Origin of the sequence: Lelliottia wanjuensis (assembly GCF_030238365.1) — a bacterium.
Classification (GTDB): domain Bacteria; phylum Pseudomonadota; class Gammaproteobacteria; order Enterobacterales; family Enterobacteriaceae; genus Enterobacter; species Enterobacter wanjuensis.
Window position 1 is genome coordinate 1 of record NZ_JASSOT010000003.1, and the last position, 16,147, is coordinate 16,147.

A 16,147-nucleotide genomic window follows, 5' to 3' on the forward strand; every position below is an offset into this window, starting at 1 on the left:
TGTGGTGGTACAGCACGAAAGTGGGGGTGATCGACCTGAAGAAAAGGTCGATCACCATGGGTAAAGGATGTTAAATAGTGTTCACCATGTCCCCGAACACCTGTCTACCATGTCTCCGGACCGTACAGGGAGAGGGCAGGGGTGAGGGGGCCAGACCGCACAATTAAATCAGGTAATCACCATCGGCCAGTCAGGCGGTGTATGGCTCATCGCCTCAATCATCACCACTTTCATGTTGCTCCAGATCGTCGCCACATCCACCATCGTAATGCCGAGCAACCCCATCGCAAACCAGCATGCCGCGCCGAGACCGAGCAGGGTGCTGATCACTGCCAGCCCCGCGAAATCAGCTTTACGTAATTGAATGTTCAACGTGCTGGCTAAAAACATCAAAACCGCACTCAACAACGGCCAGCGCAGTAAAACCATGCTGGTGGTAATGGTCGCCATAAAACCGATCCTCGAATAGCTGACGGACAACAATGAAACAGTGTTTCGCGTTACAAAATATGTGTGAACTATATCACATTTGTTCTTTTATTCGCCAGCCTTGTTGCCGCAAAAATGTGCGCTTTCTAACCAATCGAAGGAAAATAATGGGTATGCAGAATATATCTTTGCAGGCTAATAGTGATTTACAGAGGGTGTTTATAAGGAATTCATTAAGATAGAAAAGTCTCTACAGGCTGGAAGGGTCTGTACAATATTTACAGTATTAAACCTATAGCTTATGCTTGAACGGATAATTAAATATACACAATTAATAATTCAGGCTACTGAATTCATTGCTTTTTATTCTCTGGTGTCACTTATTATTCACACACACATGCAATTCTGTACATAGTTATGCGATACCTGGAATAAATTGTCTCAATGAGATTATTCGAATCCTGAGTTATTCGTTGCGCCTGGTTTCTATGAATCAATGACCTGCGAATAAATCTGATGAAAGAGACATGCCGCGAAATTGTTAACGACAGCATGCAGGCTTTGCATGCTTTAGCAAAACTGATGCCGCTGTTAACGTCCCAATGCTCCCTGACGGAGATGCTGGAGACGATCAATCGCTCGCTGGGGTCGGCGCTGGCGTGGGTCAGCGTGGATGACGACCGGGGCCTGCCGCGCGTGGTCTGCGCGGGGGATGTCACCTGCCACTCGTTTGAAGTCACCGATTTTCTCGCCAGCACCCTGATGCAACGCCATCACCGTTCGTGGCGCGCGATTTACTGGAAAGAGAATATTGGCCGCTCGATATTTACCGCTCAGCATCCGGGTTATTCGCAATTACAAAGCGGCGTGCTGTGCAAACTCTCTTCCCGTGACGGAAGCTGCAACGGCTATTTCTTCCTGGGATTTTCGCAACGATTATGTGCCTTACCGACGCTGAAAAATGTGGTGGTGGTGCTGGTTGAAAAATTAAAAGATTATTTCGCCGAAATGATCTCCCGCGAAAGAACGGCGAAAGAGATGCAGCTGGTGGTGACGCAATATAAAACGTTATTTGAACGTGCCCCGGTATTAATGAACTCCTTCGACAGGCGTAATCGCTGTGTGCTGTGGAACGTTGAGTGCGAAAAAGTATTTGGCTGGAGTATGGCGGAAATTAATTTACACCCCGATCCGCTGGCGCTGTTTTATCCCGATCCGGAAGTCCGACGGCGGGTGCGTGATTCCGTGAATGTCTCGCCCCTCAAGGACATGTACGAGTGGCGGCCCATCAGAAAAGATGGCACGCAGCTTACGATCCTGTGGTCAAATATTCTGCTGCCTGATGGCTCTATTTTGAATATAGGGCTGGATATTACCGAGCGTAAAAAGGCAGAGGAGCAACTGGCGCTGAAAGCCACCACCGACGATCTGACCGGATGCTTTAATCGGTCGGCTATTTTGCAGCAACTTCAGGCCGTGATGGAACGCAATCAAAGCTATTTTTGCGTGTTAATGTTTGACCTGGATTATTTCAAGCAGATTAACGATGAGTGGGGCCATCAGGTGGGAGATGCCGCTCTGGTGCATTTTTGCGATCGTCTGCGTGAACTGAGTCCGACGCATGCGGCGCTGGGCCGGGTTGGCGGCGAGGAGTTTTTACTTCTATTATCAGAGACAGATTGTGATGCGGCGATGGCGCTCTCATCAAATTTACGCGCCATCCTGCTGGAAAGGCCGATGCTGGTTGGGGACAAATCGCTGATACTCTCCTTTAGTGCCGGGGTGGTGGAAGTGGGCTGCGGGCATCGCGATACCTCTTCACTCCTGACGCGCGCCGACAAAGCGTTATATGACGCCAAACGAAGTGGAAGAGGGAAAACGGTGATCGCAATTGATTATTTATAAATCAATGCGCCCTTGCTGTGTTATCTTAAAACTCATCATTACGTTTTGATATTTATTATCCTTAATAAAAATCGAACCCATTCTTTAAGTTTGGCTTACGGGCAAATATTATCGTCATAACCAAATATTGGGTTTCTGATGATAAAAGTCAGTTGCTAACTTCGCATGATTCATGCAACGTAATCACCTGTTTATCAAAGCATCCGGCCTTCATTACTACAGGCACACATCATGCAGGGATATAGGGCGGAAATGAATCGTAGCGCACGGCGCAAGGTGCTGAGGGTCGTCGGGATCATCATGGTAGTTTCACTACCGGTGATGCTTGCGCTATGGTTTGCACAGCTCAGAGCCGTCACCGAAACAAGTAGTCAGCTACGTTCTTTTGCACAACTCGCTTTAGATAAAACTGAACTGGTTATTGGACAAGTTGATTTAGCCCGCGACGCTGCCGAAAAATATCAGGGCGAAGTTTGTTCACCTGCCCATCGGCAATATATGTTGAACGTGGTGCGTGGCCGTCTGTATGTGTCCGATTTAATTTATGCCGAAGGTCAGCAGTTTCTTTGCTCCACGGTGATGATGCCTGATAAGCCTTATCTGATACCTACTGCAAATTACAAACGTAAACCCGACGTCTCTATCTATTATTTCCGCGATACGCCATTTTATGCCGGTTTTAAAATGACATATATGCAGCGCGGGAATTATGTCGTGGTGGTCAATCCGCTCTCCTACAGCGAAGTGATGTCGACGGATCATTCTCTGGCCTGGGGCGTATTTGATACGGTCACCAATGCCTTCTTTTCCGCCAGTCCACAGGCCGATATTTCGTTATTACATACGCTTGTCGGAAATGTGAACGAGCCATTCCAGAAAAATGACCGTTTTTACACCATCGTCAATTCGACGAAACGACCTATTGCCGCCATTGTTTCCACCTCGAACACCCGCTTTTATGAAATTCTTTATCACCAGGCCACATTGACCCTGCCGCTGGGAATGATTTGCAGCATTATTATTTTGCTGGTCTGGTCGCGTACGCACCGCGAATTTAATTCGCCAGGGCGCTTATTGCACCGCGCGCTCAATAAGCGCCAGCTCTGCGTTCACTATCAGCCGATCATTGATATTAAAAATAATCGCTGCGTGGGTGCCGAAGCGCTGCTGCGCTGGCCGGGGTTTAACGGCCCGGTGATGAGCCCGGCGGAGTTTATTCCGCTGGCGGAAAAAGAGGGAATGATTGAGCGCATTACCGATTATGTCGTCGAGGAAGTGTTTAACGATCTCGGGGAGTTTTTGGGCAACAATCCGCACCTGTATATTTCGATTAACCTGTCGGCGTCGGATTTCCACTCGTCGCGTCTGATTGCCCTTATCTCGGATAAAGCGCAGCAGTACGCGGTGCGGGCGCAGCAGATTAAAATTGAAGTGACGGAGCGCGGGTTCATCGATGTGCCGAAAACTACGCCGGTGATCCAGGCGTTCCGCCAGGCGGGTTATGAGGTGGCGATCGATGATTTCGGCACCGGTTATTCGAACCTGCATAACCTCTATTCGCTCAACGTCGATATCCTGAAAATCGATAAGTCGTTTATCGATACCCTGACCACCAACAGCACCAGCCACCTGATTGCCGAGCACATCATTGAGATGGCCCAGAGCCTGCGGTTGAAAACCATTGCGGAAGGGGTGGAGACGGCGGAGCAGGTGACCTGGCTGCTGAAGCGCGGCGTGCAATATTGTCAGGGCTGGCACTTTGCGAAGGCGATGCCGCCGCAGGAATTTATGACCTGGCAGCAACAGCCTGTCGGCGTGCTGATCCCGCGCACGAGTTAGTTCAGCTGGTGGCGGTAATCGCTCGGGGTGCGGTCGAACTCACGACGAAATACCCGGGAAAAGGTCTGCTGCGAGACATACCCCAAATCCATGGCGATATCAAAAATCGGACGCTTGGTGGTGCGCAGCGCCTGCGCGGCCAGCAATAACCTACGCTGACGGATGTAATCCCCGAGCGTCTGATGCATCACGGTGCGGAACATCCGCTGCAGATACCACTTCGAATAGCCCGACTTTTTAGCGACAGCGTCAATATTTAACGGTTGGTCGATATGCTCATCAATCCATTCAATCAATGTCTGAATAATTTGCTGATGCGACATAAGGTTGCCCCTCTTTAGATACAACTTTCTCTGTTGATTCGTCGTTTTCTCTGCGGGGGAGTATAATTCCTCAAGTTAACTTGAGGTAAAGAGGTTTTATGGAAAAGAGATTACCCAGAATTAAGGCGCTGCTGACGCCGGGGGAAGTCGCGAAGCGTAGCGGGGTGGCGGTCTCGGCGCTGCATTTCTATGAAAGCAAAGGCTTAATTAAAAGTATCCGCAACGGCGGGAATCAGCGTCGCTACACCCGTGATGTGCTGCGTTACGTGGCGATTATCAAAATTGCGCAACGGATTGGGATTCCGCTGGCGACCATCGGCGATGCGTTTGGCGTGTTGCCGGAGGGGCATACGCTGAGCGCGAAGGAGTGGAAGGAGCTTTCGTCGCAGTGGCGCGTGGAGCTGGATCGGCGCATTCATACGCTGGTGGCGTTGCGCGATGAGCTGGACGGGTGCATCGGGTGCGGGTGTTTGTCGCGCAGCGATTGTCCGCTGCGAAATCCGGGGGATACGCTCGGGGCGCAGGGGACGGGGGCGCGGTTGTTGGAGGAGGATTAGGGGCTGTGCGGTCTGGTTGCCGGATGCGCTTCGCTTATCCGGCCTAAAAAACCTGCAAACGGCACGGGACCCGTAGGCCGGGTAAGGCGCAGCCGCCACCCGGCAAAACCACCGCACCAACCCCAAAAAAACTAAAGCGCCAAACGAAGGCGCTTTAGTTTATTCCCGGTCTTTGTCTTTCTCTCTATCCCGCTGGTTCACGGGAGGGTTTCCCCCGACATCAACACCCCTCATGTCGAGCACGTTGGGGAGGTTCCGGTTTGTGTTGACACTTTAATTGTATGCAAAACCCCGCTGTTCGCCAGTCGCCGTGGGCAGAATCTCGGCAAAAGTTTTTCGCCATGTTGTGCAATTTTCTATAGTTAGTTTGTATGAATCACAGGAGAACACCATGCTGACGCTCCACCACCTGAACCAGTCCCGCTCCCAGCGCGTCCTTTGGGCCCTTGAAGAGTTGTCCGTACCGTATCAAATTGTTCGCTACCAGCGCGAAAAAACGATGTTGGCCCCGCCGTCGCTGAAAAAAGTGCATCCGCTGGGCAAGTCGCCGGTTGTCGAGGACAACGGGCTGATCCTCGCCGAGTCCGGCGCGATCCTGGAATACCTGCAGGAAACCTACGACACCCCGTCGCAGCTCAAACCTGAGAGCGCGGCCAACAAAATCCAGTACCGCTTCTGGTTGCACTACGCCGAAGGATCCCTGATGCCGCTCCTGCTGATGAAGCTGGTGTTCGCCAGTCTCGGCAAACCGCCGATTCCCTTTGGCATGCGCTCGCTCGGCAAAGTGCTGGGCGGCGGCGTGCAAAAAGCCTGGCTCAACCCGCAGCTGGAAACCCACGCGCGCTATATCGAATCCCATCTCAGCGAAAACACCTGGTTCGCCGGTGAACAGCTCAGCATGGCCGATATGCAGATGACCTACCCGATCTTCGCCCTGCTGGCGCGCGGCGGGATCGACAACCTTCCCCACACTCAGGCGTGGAAAAAACGGGTCGAAATGCGCCCGGCCTGGCAGCGCGCGATTCAACAGGGTGGTCCGTTCGATATCCCCGGCGAGTGACAGATTGTTATCAAATTGCGCATTCACGATAACGTTTGCGCATCCTCTGGTTATTTCTTCAGCGTCATAAGGGAATTTTAGCGATAAACGATAAAGTTCAGTTGAAAAGGGCGTGTATTACGCTAGATAATCGTTTGCCTTCAATTCAACACCCGTTTTGTAAGCGCGGAGCTAAACGTTTGCTTTTTTTGTGACGGCCCCTTTTCGTCGCAAACGCAGCACAAGGATTTGACGTTTCGCTGGCAGTGGAGTTGTCCACCACGCTTACAGACGAATGATAAAAATTTCTCAGGGGATGTTTGCTATGTCTACGCCTTCAGCGCGTACCGGCGGTTCACTCGACGCCTTATTTAAAATTTCTGCTCGCGGCAGCACCGTGCGCCAGGAAGTGGTTGCAGGTCTGACAACGTTTCTGGCGATGGTTTACTCCGTCATCGTGGTGCCGGGCATGTTGGGCAAAGCGGGCTTCCCGCCTGCGGCAGTCTTCGTTGCCACCTGTCTGGTCGCGGGCGTCGGCTCCATCGTCATGGGCCTGTGGGCGAACCTGCCGCTGGCGATTGGCTGTGCGATTTCACTGACTGCGTTTACCGCGTTCAGCCTGGTGCTGGGCCAGCACATCAGCGTGCCGGTTGCGCTGGGTGCGGTGTTCCTGATGGGTGTGCTGTTCACCATCATCTCTGCTACCGGCATTCGTAGCTGGATCTTGCGCAACTTGCCGCAGGGCGTGGCGCACGGCACCGGCATCGGTATCGGCCTGTTCCTGCTGCTGATTGCGGCGAACGGCGTGGGTCTGGTGATCAAGAACCCACTGGACGGTCTGCCGGTCGCGCTGGGCCACTTCGCCAGCTTCCCGGTGATCATGTCCCTGATTGGTCTGGCGGTGATTATCGGCCTGGAAAAACTGAAAGTGCCGGGCGGCATTCTGCTGACCATCATCGGCGTTTCGGTGGTGGGGTTGATTTTCGATCCGACCGTTCACTTCTCCGGCATCTTCGCCATGCCGTCCCTGAGCGACGACCAGGGCAACTCCCTGATTGGTAGCCTGGACATCGTTGGCGCGCTGAACCCGATTGTTCTGCCAAGCGTTCTGGCGCTGGTGATGACCGCGGTGTTTGATGCCACCGGCACCATCCGCGCGGTCGCGGGCCAGGCGAACCTGCTGGACAAAGACGGGCAGATTATCGACGGCGGCAAAGCGCTGACCACCGACTCCCTGAGCAGCGTCTTCTCCGGTCTGGTGGGTGCGGCTCCGGCTGCGGTGTACATCGAGTCCGCAGCGGGTACGGCGGCAGGCGGTAAAACCGGTCTGACGGCGATCACCGTCGGCGTGCTGTTCCTGCTGATCCTGTTCCTCTCTCCGCTTTCTTACCTGGTTCCGGCTTACGCAACTGCACCTGCGCTGATGTACGTCGGCCTGTTGATGCTGAGCAACGTGGCGAAAATCGATTTTGCGGATTTCGTCGATGCGATGTCCGGCCTGATTACCGCCGTGTTTATCGTCCTGACCTGTAACATCGTGACCGGCATTATGATCGGCTTCGCCTCGCTGGTGATTGGCCGTCTGGTCTCCGGTGAGTGGCGCAAGCTGAACATCGGCACCGTAGTGATTGCGGTGGCGCTGGTGGCGTTCTATGCGGGCGGCTGGGCAATCTAAGTTGTCTTTTCCTGCGAAAACGGGTGGCTCAGGCCGCCCGTTTTTATTTTCGGACCCCACTTCGTTGTCTTTTGCGTTACTCTGGGAAATGTAAAATAGAGGCACGACGCTTCATGTTTTAGACAATAAGAAACACGCAAACAGGGAACGCATGGAAATCTTCTTCACAATACTCATCATGACCCTTGTGGTCTCACTTTCCGGGGTAGTCACCCGCGTACTGCCCTTCCAGTTACCCCTCCCGCTGATGCAAATTGCCATAGGCGCGCTGCTGGCGTGGCCAACGTTTGGCCTGCACGTCGAGTTCGATCCCGAGCTGTTCCTCGTGCTGTTCATTCCGCCGCTGCTGTTTGCTGACGGCTGGAAAACGCCGACGCGTGAGTTTCTTGAACACGGGCGAGAGATATTTGGCCTGGCGCTGGCGCTGGTCGTCGTCACGGTGGTCGGGATAGGGTTCCTGATCTACTGGGTGGTGCCGGGCATTCCGCTGATACCCGCCTTTGCGCTGGCCGCCGTGCTGTCGCCAACGGATGCGGTGGCCCTTTCCGGTATCGTCGGCGAAGGCCGCATACCGAAGAAAATTATGGGCATCCTGCAGGGCGAGGCGCTGATGAACGACGCCTCCGGCCTGGTAGCCCTGAAATTTGCCGTCGCCGTGGCGATGGGAACGATGATTTTTACCATCGGCGGCGCGACCGTTGAATTCTTCAAAGTGGCCATCGGCGGTATCCTGGCCGGGTTTGTGGTGAGCTGGCTGTACGGCCGCTCCCTCGGGTTCCTCAGCCGCTGGGGCGGGGATGAACCCGCCACGCAGATCGTCCTGCTGTTCCTGCTGCCGTTTGCCTCTTACCTGATTGCCGAACATATCGGTGTGTCGGGCATCCTGGCAGCCGTTGCGGCGGGGATGACCATCACCCGTGCGGGCGTGATGCGCCGCGCGCCGCTGGCGATGCGTCTGCGCGCCAACAGCACCTGGGCGATGCTGGAGTTTGTCTTTAACGGCATGGTGTTCCTGCTGTTAGGCCTGCAGCTGCCGGGCATTCTGGAGTCTTCCCTGGTGGCGGCCGAGGCTGACCCGAACGTCGAAACCTGGATGCTGTTTACCGATATCGTGCTGATTTATCTGGCGCTGATGCTGGTGCGTTTCGGCTGGCTGTGGACGATGAAAAAATTCAGCCTGCGTTTTCTGCACAAGAAGCCGATGGAGTTTGGCTCATGGTCCACGCGCGAGCTGTTGATCGCCTCGTTTGCGGGCGTGCGCGGGGCGATTACCCTTGCCGGTGTGCTCTCGATTCCGCTGCTGCTCCCGGACGGCAACGTCTTCCCGGCGCGCTACGAGCTGGTGTTCCTCGCCGCGGGCGTGATCCTGTTCTCGCTGTTTATCGGCGTGGTGATGCTGCCGATCCTGCTGCAACATCTGGAAGTGGCCGACCATTCGCAGCAGCATAAAGAGGAGCGTATCGCGCGCGCCGCAACGGCTGAAGTGGCGATTGTCGCCATCGAGAAGATGGAAGAGCGCCTGGCGTCGGATGCTGAAGAGAACATCGATAATCAACTGCTGAAAGAGGTGAGTTCGCGGGTCATTGGTAACCTGCGCCGCCGCGCCGATGGGCGTAACGACGTCGAAAGCTCGATGCAGGAAGAGGATCTGGAGCGCCGCTTCCGTCTGGCGGCGCTGCGTTCAGAGCGCGCCGAGCTGTACCACCTGCGCGCGACGCGCCAGATCAGCAATGAGACGCTGCAGAAGCTGCTGCATGATTTGGATTTGCTGGAAGCGTTGTTGATTGAGCAGTAGGGGTGGTGCGGCCTGATGCCCTCACCCCGACCCTCTCCCACAGGGAGAGGGAGAAAACCGAACTATCCCTCTCATAGGGAGAGGGCGAAAAACCGCTCCGAACTGTCCCCTCTCCCTTTGGGAGAGGGCTAGGGTGAGGGGAAACAAACGACTACTCCCCCTTCACCCAAAACCCCTCACAACACGTCAACCACGCCTGGGCGCTGTGCGACAAATAGACCCCGTCGCGCCAAATCATCCCTAACTGCCAGTGCAGATCGCTCTCGAGCGGGATCCAGCGCAGGGTGTTTTTATCCAGACGCTCGCAAATCGGCTGCGGCAATATCGCAATCCCGACGCCCGCCTGCACCATGGCGGCGAGAAAATCCCACTGGCCGCTGCGCACGGCGATGCGCGGTTTGACGTCGTGCTGGTGGAACAGCTGCATCAGCTGGCGGCTGAGGGCGAAATCTTCGTTGTAAATCAGCAGCGGATGTTCCGCCAGCAACTCCGGTTTTACGGTGTCGATGTGCATCCAGTCGCCGGAGCGCGGGACCAGCACGCACAGCGGATGGCTGAATAGCGGGAGTGTCGCCAGACCGCTGTCCTCTTCAACGGGCAGGGCGGTCATCGCCAGATCCAGCTCGCCGTTCATCACCGCCTGCTGCACGGTCAGCCCGCCGAACTCGGAAATCTTTAGCTCCACGCCAGGATAGCGCTGGCGATACAGACTGATCGGCCCGGCCATCATCATCCCGACCATCGGCGGAATGCCTAAGCGCAGCAGGCCTTTATTCAGATGGTTAATGTCGCCAAGCTCCGCCTCCAGCTGGCGGAATTCGGCCAGAATCGCCAGGCCGCGCTCAAACACTACGCGCCCTGTGTCGGTCAGCAACAACTTGCGCCCGTCGCGAATCAACAGGGTACAGTTCAGTTCATCTTCGAGATTTTTCAGCATCTTGCTGATGGTGGGCTGGGTGACGAATAACTTCTCCGCTGCGCGGGTAAAACTCTGCTGGCGAACCACTTCGACAAAATAGCGCAGCGTTCTTATGTCCATGATTATTCCTCGAAACTATACCTTTGATGATTTTAATTCATTTCAGTCCACTTCGTGTGGTCACTATACTGGCGCTTTATCTCATTTCTGAGGAATTCCCCCATGGCCGTGGCGTTAAGTCGTGTTACGCCTGCTGTTGTGCAACGGCTTCAGGTACCGGTTCAGGTACTGCTCTATGCCGCACTGTTTGTTTTCGCTGAATATCTCGTGACATGGCTGCACCTGCCGCTGCCCGCCAATCTGGTCGGCATGGTGCTGATGCTGGCGCTTATTCTGTGCCGCGTCATCCCGTTGAACTGGATCCGCGCCGGTTCCCGCTGGCTGCTGGCGGAGATGCTGCTGTTCTTCGTTCCGGCGGTGGTGGCGGTGGTGAACTACGCGCAGCTGCTGATGGTCGACGGCTGGCGGATTTTCGCGGTGATCGCCCTGAGCACGCTGATGGTGCTGGGTGCGACGGCGTGGGTCGTCGATAAAGTCTATCGCTTTGAAATCAGCAGGCAGAAGCATGACTAACTTTCAGGTCAGCGTTCTGTGTCTGGTGGTCACGCTGGTGATCTACTTCGCCAACAAACGCCTCTACCGCCGCTTTCACGCCCTGCCGCTGATGCCGCTGGTCTTCACCCCGATTTTACTGGTGCTGATGCTGGTCTTCGGCCACATCTCCTGGCAAAACTACATCGGCGAATCCCACTGGCTGCTGTGGCTGCTCGGGCCGGCGACCATCGCGTTTGCCGTGCCGGTTTACGACAACCTCGCGGTGATCCGTCGCCACTGGATGTCGCTCACGGCGGGCGTGGTGACGGCCACGGTGGTGGCGGTGACCAGCTCCGTCTGGCTGGCGCGTCTGTTCACTTTGTCCGATGAGATCCAGCGCAGTCTGGCGGTGCGTTCCGTCACCACGCCCTTTGCGCTGGCGGCGGCGAAACCTCTCGGCGGACAGCCGGATCTGGTGGCGCTGTTTGTCGTCGTGACCGGCGTGTTCGGCATGGCGGTGGGCGATATGCTGTTTTTGCGGCTGTCGATTCGCGAAGGGATGGCGAAAGGGGCCGGATTTGGCGCGGCGTCGCACGGCGCGGGGACCGCACGGTCGTATGAAATCGGTCAGCAGGAAGGTGTGGTCGCGAGCCTGGTGATGATGCTCTCCGGCGTGACGATGGTGCTGGTTGCACCGCTGGTGGCGTGGGTGATGTTCTGAAAAAGAATCCCCGGCCAGAGCGACCGGGGAGAATTAACCATTAATGCGCGCGGCCCTGATCGATCCCAAGACCGGTTTGTGAACGGATAAACTGGGCGCGGAATTTGTCGCGTTCCAGGTTACCTTCCGCCGAGTTATCGGTCGCTGAGAAGAACCAGATACCGATGAACGCCACGGCAATCGAGAACAGCGCCGGGTATTCGTACGGGAAGATGGCTTTTTCGTGGCCGAGGATCTGCACCCAAATCGTCGGGCCGAGGATCATCAGCACTACTGCCGTCAGCAGGCCCAGCCAGCCGCCAATCATCGCGCCACGGGTGGTCAGTTTTGACCAGTACATGGAGAGGAGAATGATCGGGAAGTTACAGCTGGCCGCAATCGAGAACGCCAGGCCGACCATGAAGGCGATGTTTTGTTTCTCGAACAGAATCCCCAGCAGGATCGCCACCACGCCCAGAATCAACACCGTGATTTTGGAGACTTTCAGCTCCTGACGCTCGGTCGCCCCTTTGCGCCACACATTGGCATACAGGTCATGCGAAACCGCCGACGCACCCGCCAGGGTCAGACCCGCTACCACCGCCAGAATCGTGGCGAACGCCACGGCAGAGATAAAGCCGAGGAACAGGTTGCCGCCCACGGCATCAGCCAGATGCACCGCCGCCATGTTATTTCCGCCAATCAGCTGCCCCGCTGCGTCTTTAAACGCCGGGTTCGCGCCGACCAGCATGATCGCGCCGAAGCCGATGATAAAGGTCAGGATGTAGAAGTAGCCCATAAAACCGGTGGCGTAGAAGACGCTTTTACGCGCTTCGCGGGCGTCTGATACGGTGAAGAAGCGCATCAGGATGTGCGGCAAACCGGCGGTACCAAACATCAGACCGAGACCGAGCGACAGGGCGGATATCGGGTCTTTCACCAGCCCGCCTGGGCTCATGATCGCTTCGCCTTTCGGGTGAACCGCCATGGCTTCGGTGAACAGGTTGTTGAAGCTAAAGCCGACGTGTTTCATCACCATAAAGGCCATGAAACTGGCGCCGAACAGCAGGAGCACGGCTTTGATGATCTGCACCCAGGTCGTGGCGAGCATCCCGCCGAACAGGACGTACATCACCATCAGCACGCCCACCAGCACCACGGCGACGTGGTAGTTCAGGCCGAACAGCAGCTCGATGAGTTTCCCTGCGCCCACCATCTGGGCAATCAGATACAGGGCCACCACCACCAGCGAACCGCAGGCGGAGAGGGTGCGGATCGGGCCTTGCTTGAGGCGATACGACGCCACGTCAGCAAAGGTATAGCGCCCGAGGTTACGCAGGCGTTCGGCGATCAGGAACAGAATGATCGGCCAGCCGACCAGGAAGCCGAGGGAGTAAATCAGGCCGTCGTAGCCGGAGGTGTAAACCAGCGCGGAGATCCCGAGGAACGACGCGGCAGACATAAAATCGCCCGCAATCGCCAGGCCGTTCTGGAAGCCGGTAATGTTGCCGCCCGCGGTGTAGTAATCATTACGCGAGCGCACGCGTTTCGACGCCCAGTAGGTGATGTACAGGGTCAGCAGCACGAAAATCAGGAACATGATGATCGCCTGCCAGTTTGTTGGCTGGCGTTGTACCTCGCCGGTAAGGGCATCGGCCGCATTGGCCGCCAAAGGCAGTGTGGCGGCTAGCGCCGTCAGAACTCGCTTCATGATGCTTTTACCTCACGCAGTACCGCTTTATTAAGACGATCAAATTCACCGTTGGCGCGCCAGACGTAGACGCCGGTCAGCACGAAGGAGATGACAATTACCCCGATGCCGATAGGGATGCCGCGCGTGACGCTGGTTCCGGCGTGCAGCGGGGTGCCCAGCCAGTGCGGCGCAAAGGCGATCAGCAGAATAAAGCCGACGTAGATAATCAGCATGATGATGGAAAGGATGAAGGCAAACCGTTGCCGTTTTTCGACGAGCTCCCTGAAATGCGCACTATGTTCTATCCGTTGATAAATATCAGTATTCATCACAGAACTCTCCAGAGTATTGGTGTAGAGGAGGGGCTTTTATTATTCCCTCTCCCTTGAGGGAGAGGGTTAGGGTGAGGGGGGAAAGGTGCGGTCTGATGCCCTCACCCCGGCCCTCTCCCACAGGGAGAGGGAGAAAAAAGTGAGTTAAGAAGGCATTGCGATGGCCTGCTTCTCTTCGAGCAGTTTGTCCACCACGCCAGGATCGGCGAGCGTTGAGGTATCGCCGAGGTTACTGGTATCGCCCGCAGCGATTTTGCGCAGAATACGGCGCATGATCTTGCCGGAGCGGGTTTTTGGCAGCGAGTCGGTCCAGTGCAGCACGTCCGGCGTGGCGAGCGGGCCGATCTCTTTTCGCACCCAGTTACGCACTTCGGTGTACAGCTCTGGCGTCGGCTCTTCGCCGTGGTTCAGGGTGACGTAGGCGTAAATCGCCTGGCCTTTGATGTTATGCGGAATGCCCACCACCGCCGCTTCGGCGATTTTCGGATGGGACACCAGCGCCGATTCAATCTCAGCCGTCCCCAGGCGGTGGCCGGACACGTTCAGCACATCGTCCACGCGACCGGTGATCCAGTAGTATCCGTCTTCGTCACGACGCGCGCCGTCGCCGCTGAAGTACATGTTTTTGAAGGTCGAGAAGTAGGTCTGCTCGAATCTATCGTGATCGCCAAACAGGGTTCGCGCCTGGCCCGGCCAGGAGTCGGTGATCACCAGGTTGCCTTCTGTCGCGCCGTCGAGCGGGTTGCCTTCGTTATCCACCAGCGCAGGCTGCACGCCGAAGAACGGACGCGTGGCGGAACCGGCTTTCAGCTGCGTCGCACCCGGCAGCGGGGTAATCATGAAGCCGCCGGTTTCGGTCTGCCACCAGGTGTCCATCACCGGGCAGTTTTCGTTGCCGATCTTCTTCCAGTACCACTCCCAGGCTTCCGGATTAATCGGTTCGCCAACCGAGCCGAGAATGCGCAAGGAGGAGCGGTCGGTCCCTTCGATGGCTTTGTCGCCTTCGGCCATCAGGGCGCGGATCGCGGTTGGTGCGGTATAGAGAATATTGACCTTATGCTTATCGACCACCTGGCACATACGGGCAGGCGTCGGCCAGTTTGGTACGCCTTCGAACATCAGCGTGGTCGCGCCGCAGGCCAGCGGGCCGTATAGCAGATAGCTGTGGCCGGTGACCCAGCCGACGTCGGCGGTACACCAGTAAATATCGCCCTGGTGATAGTCAAAAACGTATTTAAAGGTCGAGGCCGCGTAAACCAGATACCCGCCGGTGGTGTGCAGCACGCCCTTCGGCTTGCCGGTGGAGCCGGAGGTATAAAGGATAAACAGCGGATCTTCGGCGTTCATCGCTTCAGGCTGATGCTGGTCGCTGGCTTTCTCAATCAGGTCGCTCCACCACAGGTCGCGGCCCTCTTTCCACTCGACGTTGCCGCCGGTGCGCTTCAGCACGATGACGTTGGTGATGGTTTTGACGTTCGGGTTTTTCAGCGCTTCATCGACGTTTTTCTTCAGCGGGATGCCGCGACCGGCACGCACGCCTTCGTCAGCGGTGATCACCAGTTTTGAACTGGAGTCGATAATGCGCCCGGCGACCGCTTCCGGCGAGAAACCGCCGAAAATCACCGAATGGACGGCGCCAATGCGCGCGCAGGCGAGCATCGCCACGGCGGCTTCCGGCACCATTGGCATATAAATCGCCACCACATCGCCTTTTTTGATGCCTTGCTCCAACAGGACGTTGGCAAAGCGGCAAACGTCGCGATGCAGCTCTTTATAGGTAATGTGTTTGCTCTGCGAGGCGTCGTCGCCTTCCCAGATAATGGCAGTCTGATCGCCGCGCTCGGCAAGATGGCGGTCCAGACAGTTTGCGGCCAGGTTCAGGGTGCCGTCTTCATACCATTTAATGGAGATATTGCCTGGCGCAAAAGAGGTGTTTTTCACCTTCTGATACGGCGTGATCCAGTCAAGAATTTTACCCTGCTCACCCCAGAAGGCGTCAGGCTCAGAGATGGATTGTTGATACTTTTGCTGGTACTGCTCCGGATTTATCAGGCAACGGTCCGCAATGTTTGCGGGAATGTCATGTTTGTGTATTTGGCTCATGGCTTTTGTTCTCCTTTTAGGATGTTAATAATATGTCGCAAAAACGTTAATTGTAGGGGTTTTGGTCGCTTTGTTTGTTATTTGGGCGACAGATCACGCAATAAATGAACAGGTGAAAAAAGCAGCAAATGAAACTTTGAAGGGAAATAATTTACAATCTGGATTATTCACAATTGGCTGGAAAAAAGCGTTTTTATAACAAAAGGTTATTTATAAGAATTATTACAAATTAGCGTCATAAGAC

Annotated in this window: 14 protein-coding genes; 8 read left to right on the forward strand and 6 right to left on the reverse strand. The window is 55.7% G+C overall.

The genetic code is table 11. The features are described 5' to 3' along the window. Positions 1-168: 168 nt before the first annotated feature. Positions 169-450, reverse strand: a complete 282-nt coding sequence (locus tag QQF33_RS02400; RefSeq protein WP_282494755.1) for a YjcB family protein — start codon at positions 448-450, stop codon at positions 169-171. Between the two features lie 495 nt (positions 451-945). Between QQF33_RS02400 and QQF33_RS02405 the strand changes: the two genes are divergently transcribed. Then, positions 946-2,334: a sensor domain-containing diguanylate cyclase gene (locus QQF33_RS02405; RefSeq protein ID WP_282494754.1), complete on the forward strand. Its 1,389-nt coding sequence runs from the start codon at positions 946-948 to the stop codon at positions 2,332-2,334. 252 nt (positions 2,335-2,586) lie between these two features. Continuing rightward, positions 2,587-4,173, forward strand: coding sequence for an EAL domain-containing protein (locus tag QQF33_RS02410; protein WP_282494753.1), 1,587 nt, complete (start codon positions 2,587-2,589; stop codon positions 4,171-4,173). Here the strand turns inward: QQF33_RS02410 and soxS are convergent. Continuing rightward, entirely contained in the window at positions 4,170-4,496 is a 327-nt protein-coding gene (gene soxS, locus QQF33_RS02415; protein WP_100777992.1) for a superoxide response transcriptional regulator SoxS, read from the reverse strand. The two genes, QQF33_RS02410 and soxS, sit on opposite strands and share 4 nt — an antisense overlap. Positions 4,497-4,594: 98 nt before the next feature. Between soxS and soxR the strand changes: the two genes are divergently transcribed. The 4 genes from soxR (at position 4,595) to QQF33_RS02435 (ending at position 9,562) form a co-directional block, all read left to right on the forward strand. Beyond that, complete coding sequence (soxR, locus tag QQF33_RS02420) at positions 4,595-5,053, forward strand: redox-sensitive transcriptional activator SoxR (protein ID WP_282494752.1); 459 nt, start codon at positions 4,595-4,597, stop codon at positions 5,051-5,053. A 391-nt stretch (positions 5,054-5,444) separates the two neighbouring features. Then, the gene (locus tag QQF33_RS02425; protein WP_282494751.1) at positions 5,445-6,113 is read left to right on the forward strand and encodes a glutathione S-transferase family protein; all 669 of its coding nucleotides are present in this window, start codon (positions 5,445-5,447) and stop codon (positions 6,111-6,113) included. 304 nt (positions 6,114-6,417) lie between these two features. Next, positions 6,418-7,767: a guanine/hypoxanthine transporter GhxP gene (gene ghxP, locus QQF33_RS02430; RefSeq protein WP_282494750.1), complete on the forward strand. Its 1,350-nt coding sequence runs from the start codon at positions 6,418-6,420 to the stop codon at positions 7,765-7,767. 151 nt (positions 7,768-7,918) lie between these two features. Continuing rightward, entirely contained in the window at positions 7,919-9,562 is a 1,644-nt protein-coding gene (locus QQF33_RS02435) for a Na+/H+ antiporter (RefSeq protein ID WP_282494749.1), read from the forward strand. 151 nt (positions 9,563-9,713) lie between these two features. Here the strand turns inward: QQF33_RS02435 and QQF33_RS02440 are convergent, their stop codons facing one another. Continuing rightward, entirely contained in the window at positions 9,714-10,601 is an 888-nt protein-coding gene (locus tag QQF33_RS02440) for a LysR family transcriptional regulator (RefSeq protein WP_285145600.1), read from the reverse strand. A gap of 102 nt (positions 10,602-10,703) precedes the next feature. On the opposite strand from QQF33_RS02440, the gene QQF33_RS02445 reads away from it, so the two are divergent. Next, positions 10,704-11,114 (forward strand): CidA/LrgA family protein, encoded by a 411-nt coding sequence (locus QQF33_RS02445; RefSeq protein WP_285150148.1) that lies wholly within the window; start codon positions 10,704-10,706, stop codon positions 11,112-11,114. Continuing rightward, the gene (locus tag QQF33_RS02450; RefSeq protein ID WP_282494746.1) at positions 11,107-11,796 is read left to right on the forward strand and encodes an LrgB family protein; all 690 of its coding nucleotides are present in this window, start codon (positions 11,107-11,109) and stop codon (positions 11,794-11,796) included. The genes QQF33_RS02445 and QQF33_RS02450 overlap by 8 nt, the downstream gene beginning before the upstream one ends. A 40-nt stretch (positions 11,797-11,836) precedes the next feature. On the opposite strand, the gene actP is transcribed toward QQF33_RS02450, so the two are convergent. From actP to acs, 3 genes are all read right to left on the reverse strand, one after another. Next, positions 11,837-13,486: a cation/acetate symporter ActP gene (actP, locus tag QQF33_RS02455; RefSeq protein ID WP_285145602.1), complete on the reverse strand. Its 1,650-nt coding sequence runs from the start codon at positions 13,484-13,486 to the stop codon at positions 11,837-11,839. Further along, complete coding sequence (locus QQF33_RS02460) at positions 13,483-13,797, reverse strand: DUF485 domain-containing protein (RefSeq protein ID WP_095280408.1); 315 nt, start codon at positions 13,795-13,797, stop codon at positions 13,483-13,485. Before QQF33_RS02460 ends, actP begins: the two co-directional genes overlap by 4 nt. A 147-nt stretch (positions 13,798-13,944) precedes the next feature. After that, positions 13,945-15,903, reverse strand: a complete 1,959-nt coding sequence (acs, locus tag QQF33_RS02465) for an acetate--CoA ligase (RefSeq protein ID WP_285157303.1) — start codon at positions 15,901-15,903, stop codon at positions 13,945-13,947. Positions 15,904-16,147: the final 244 nt, after the last annotated feature.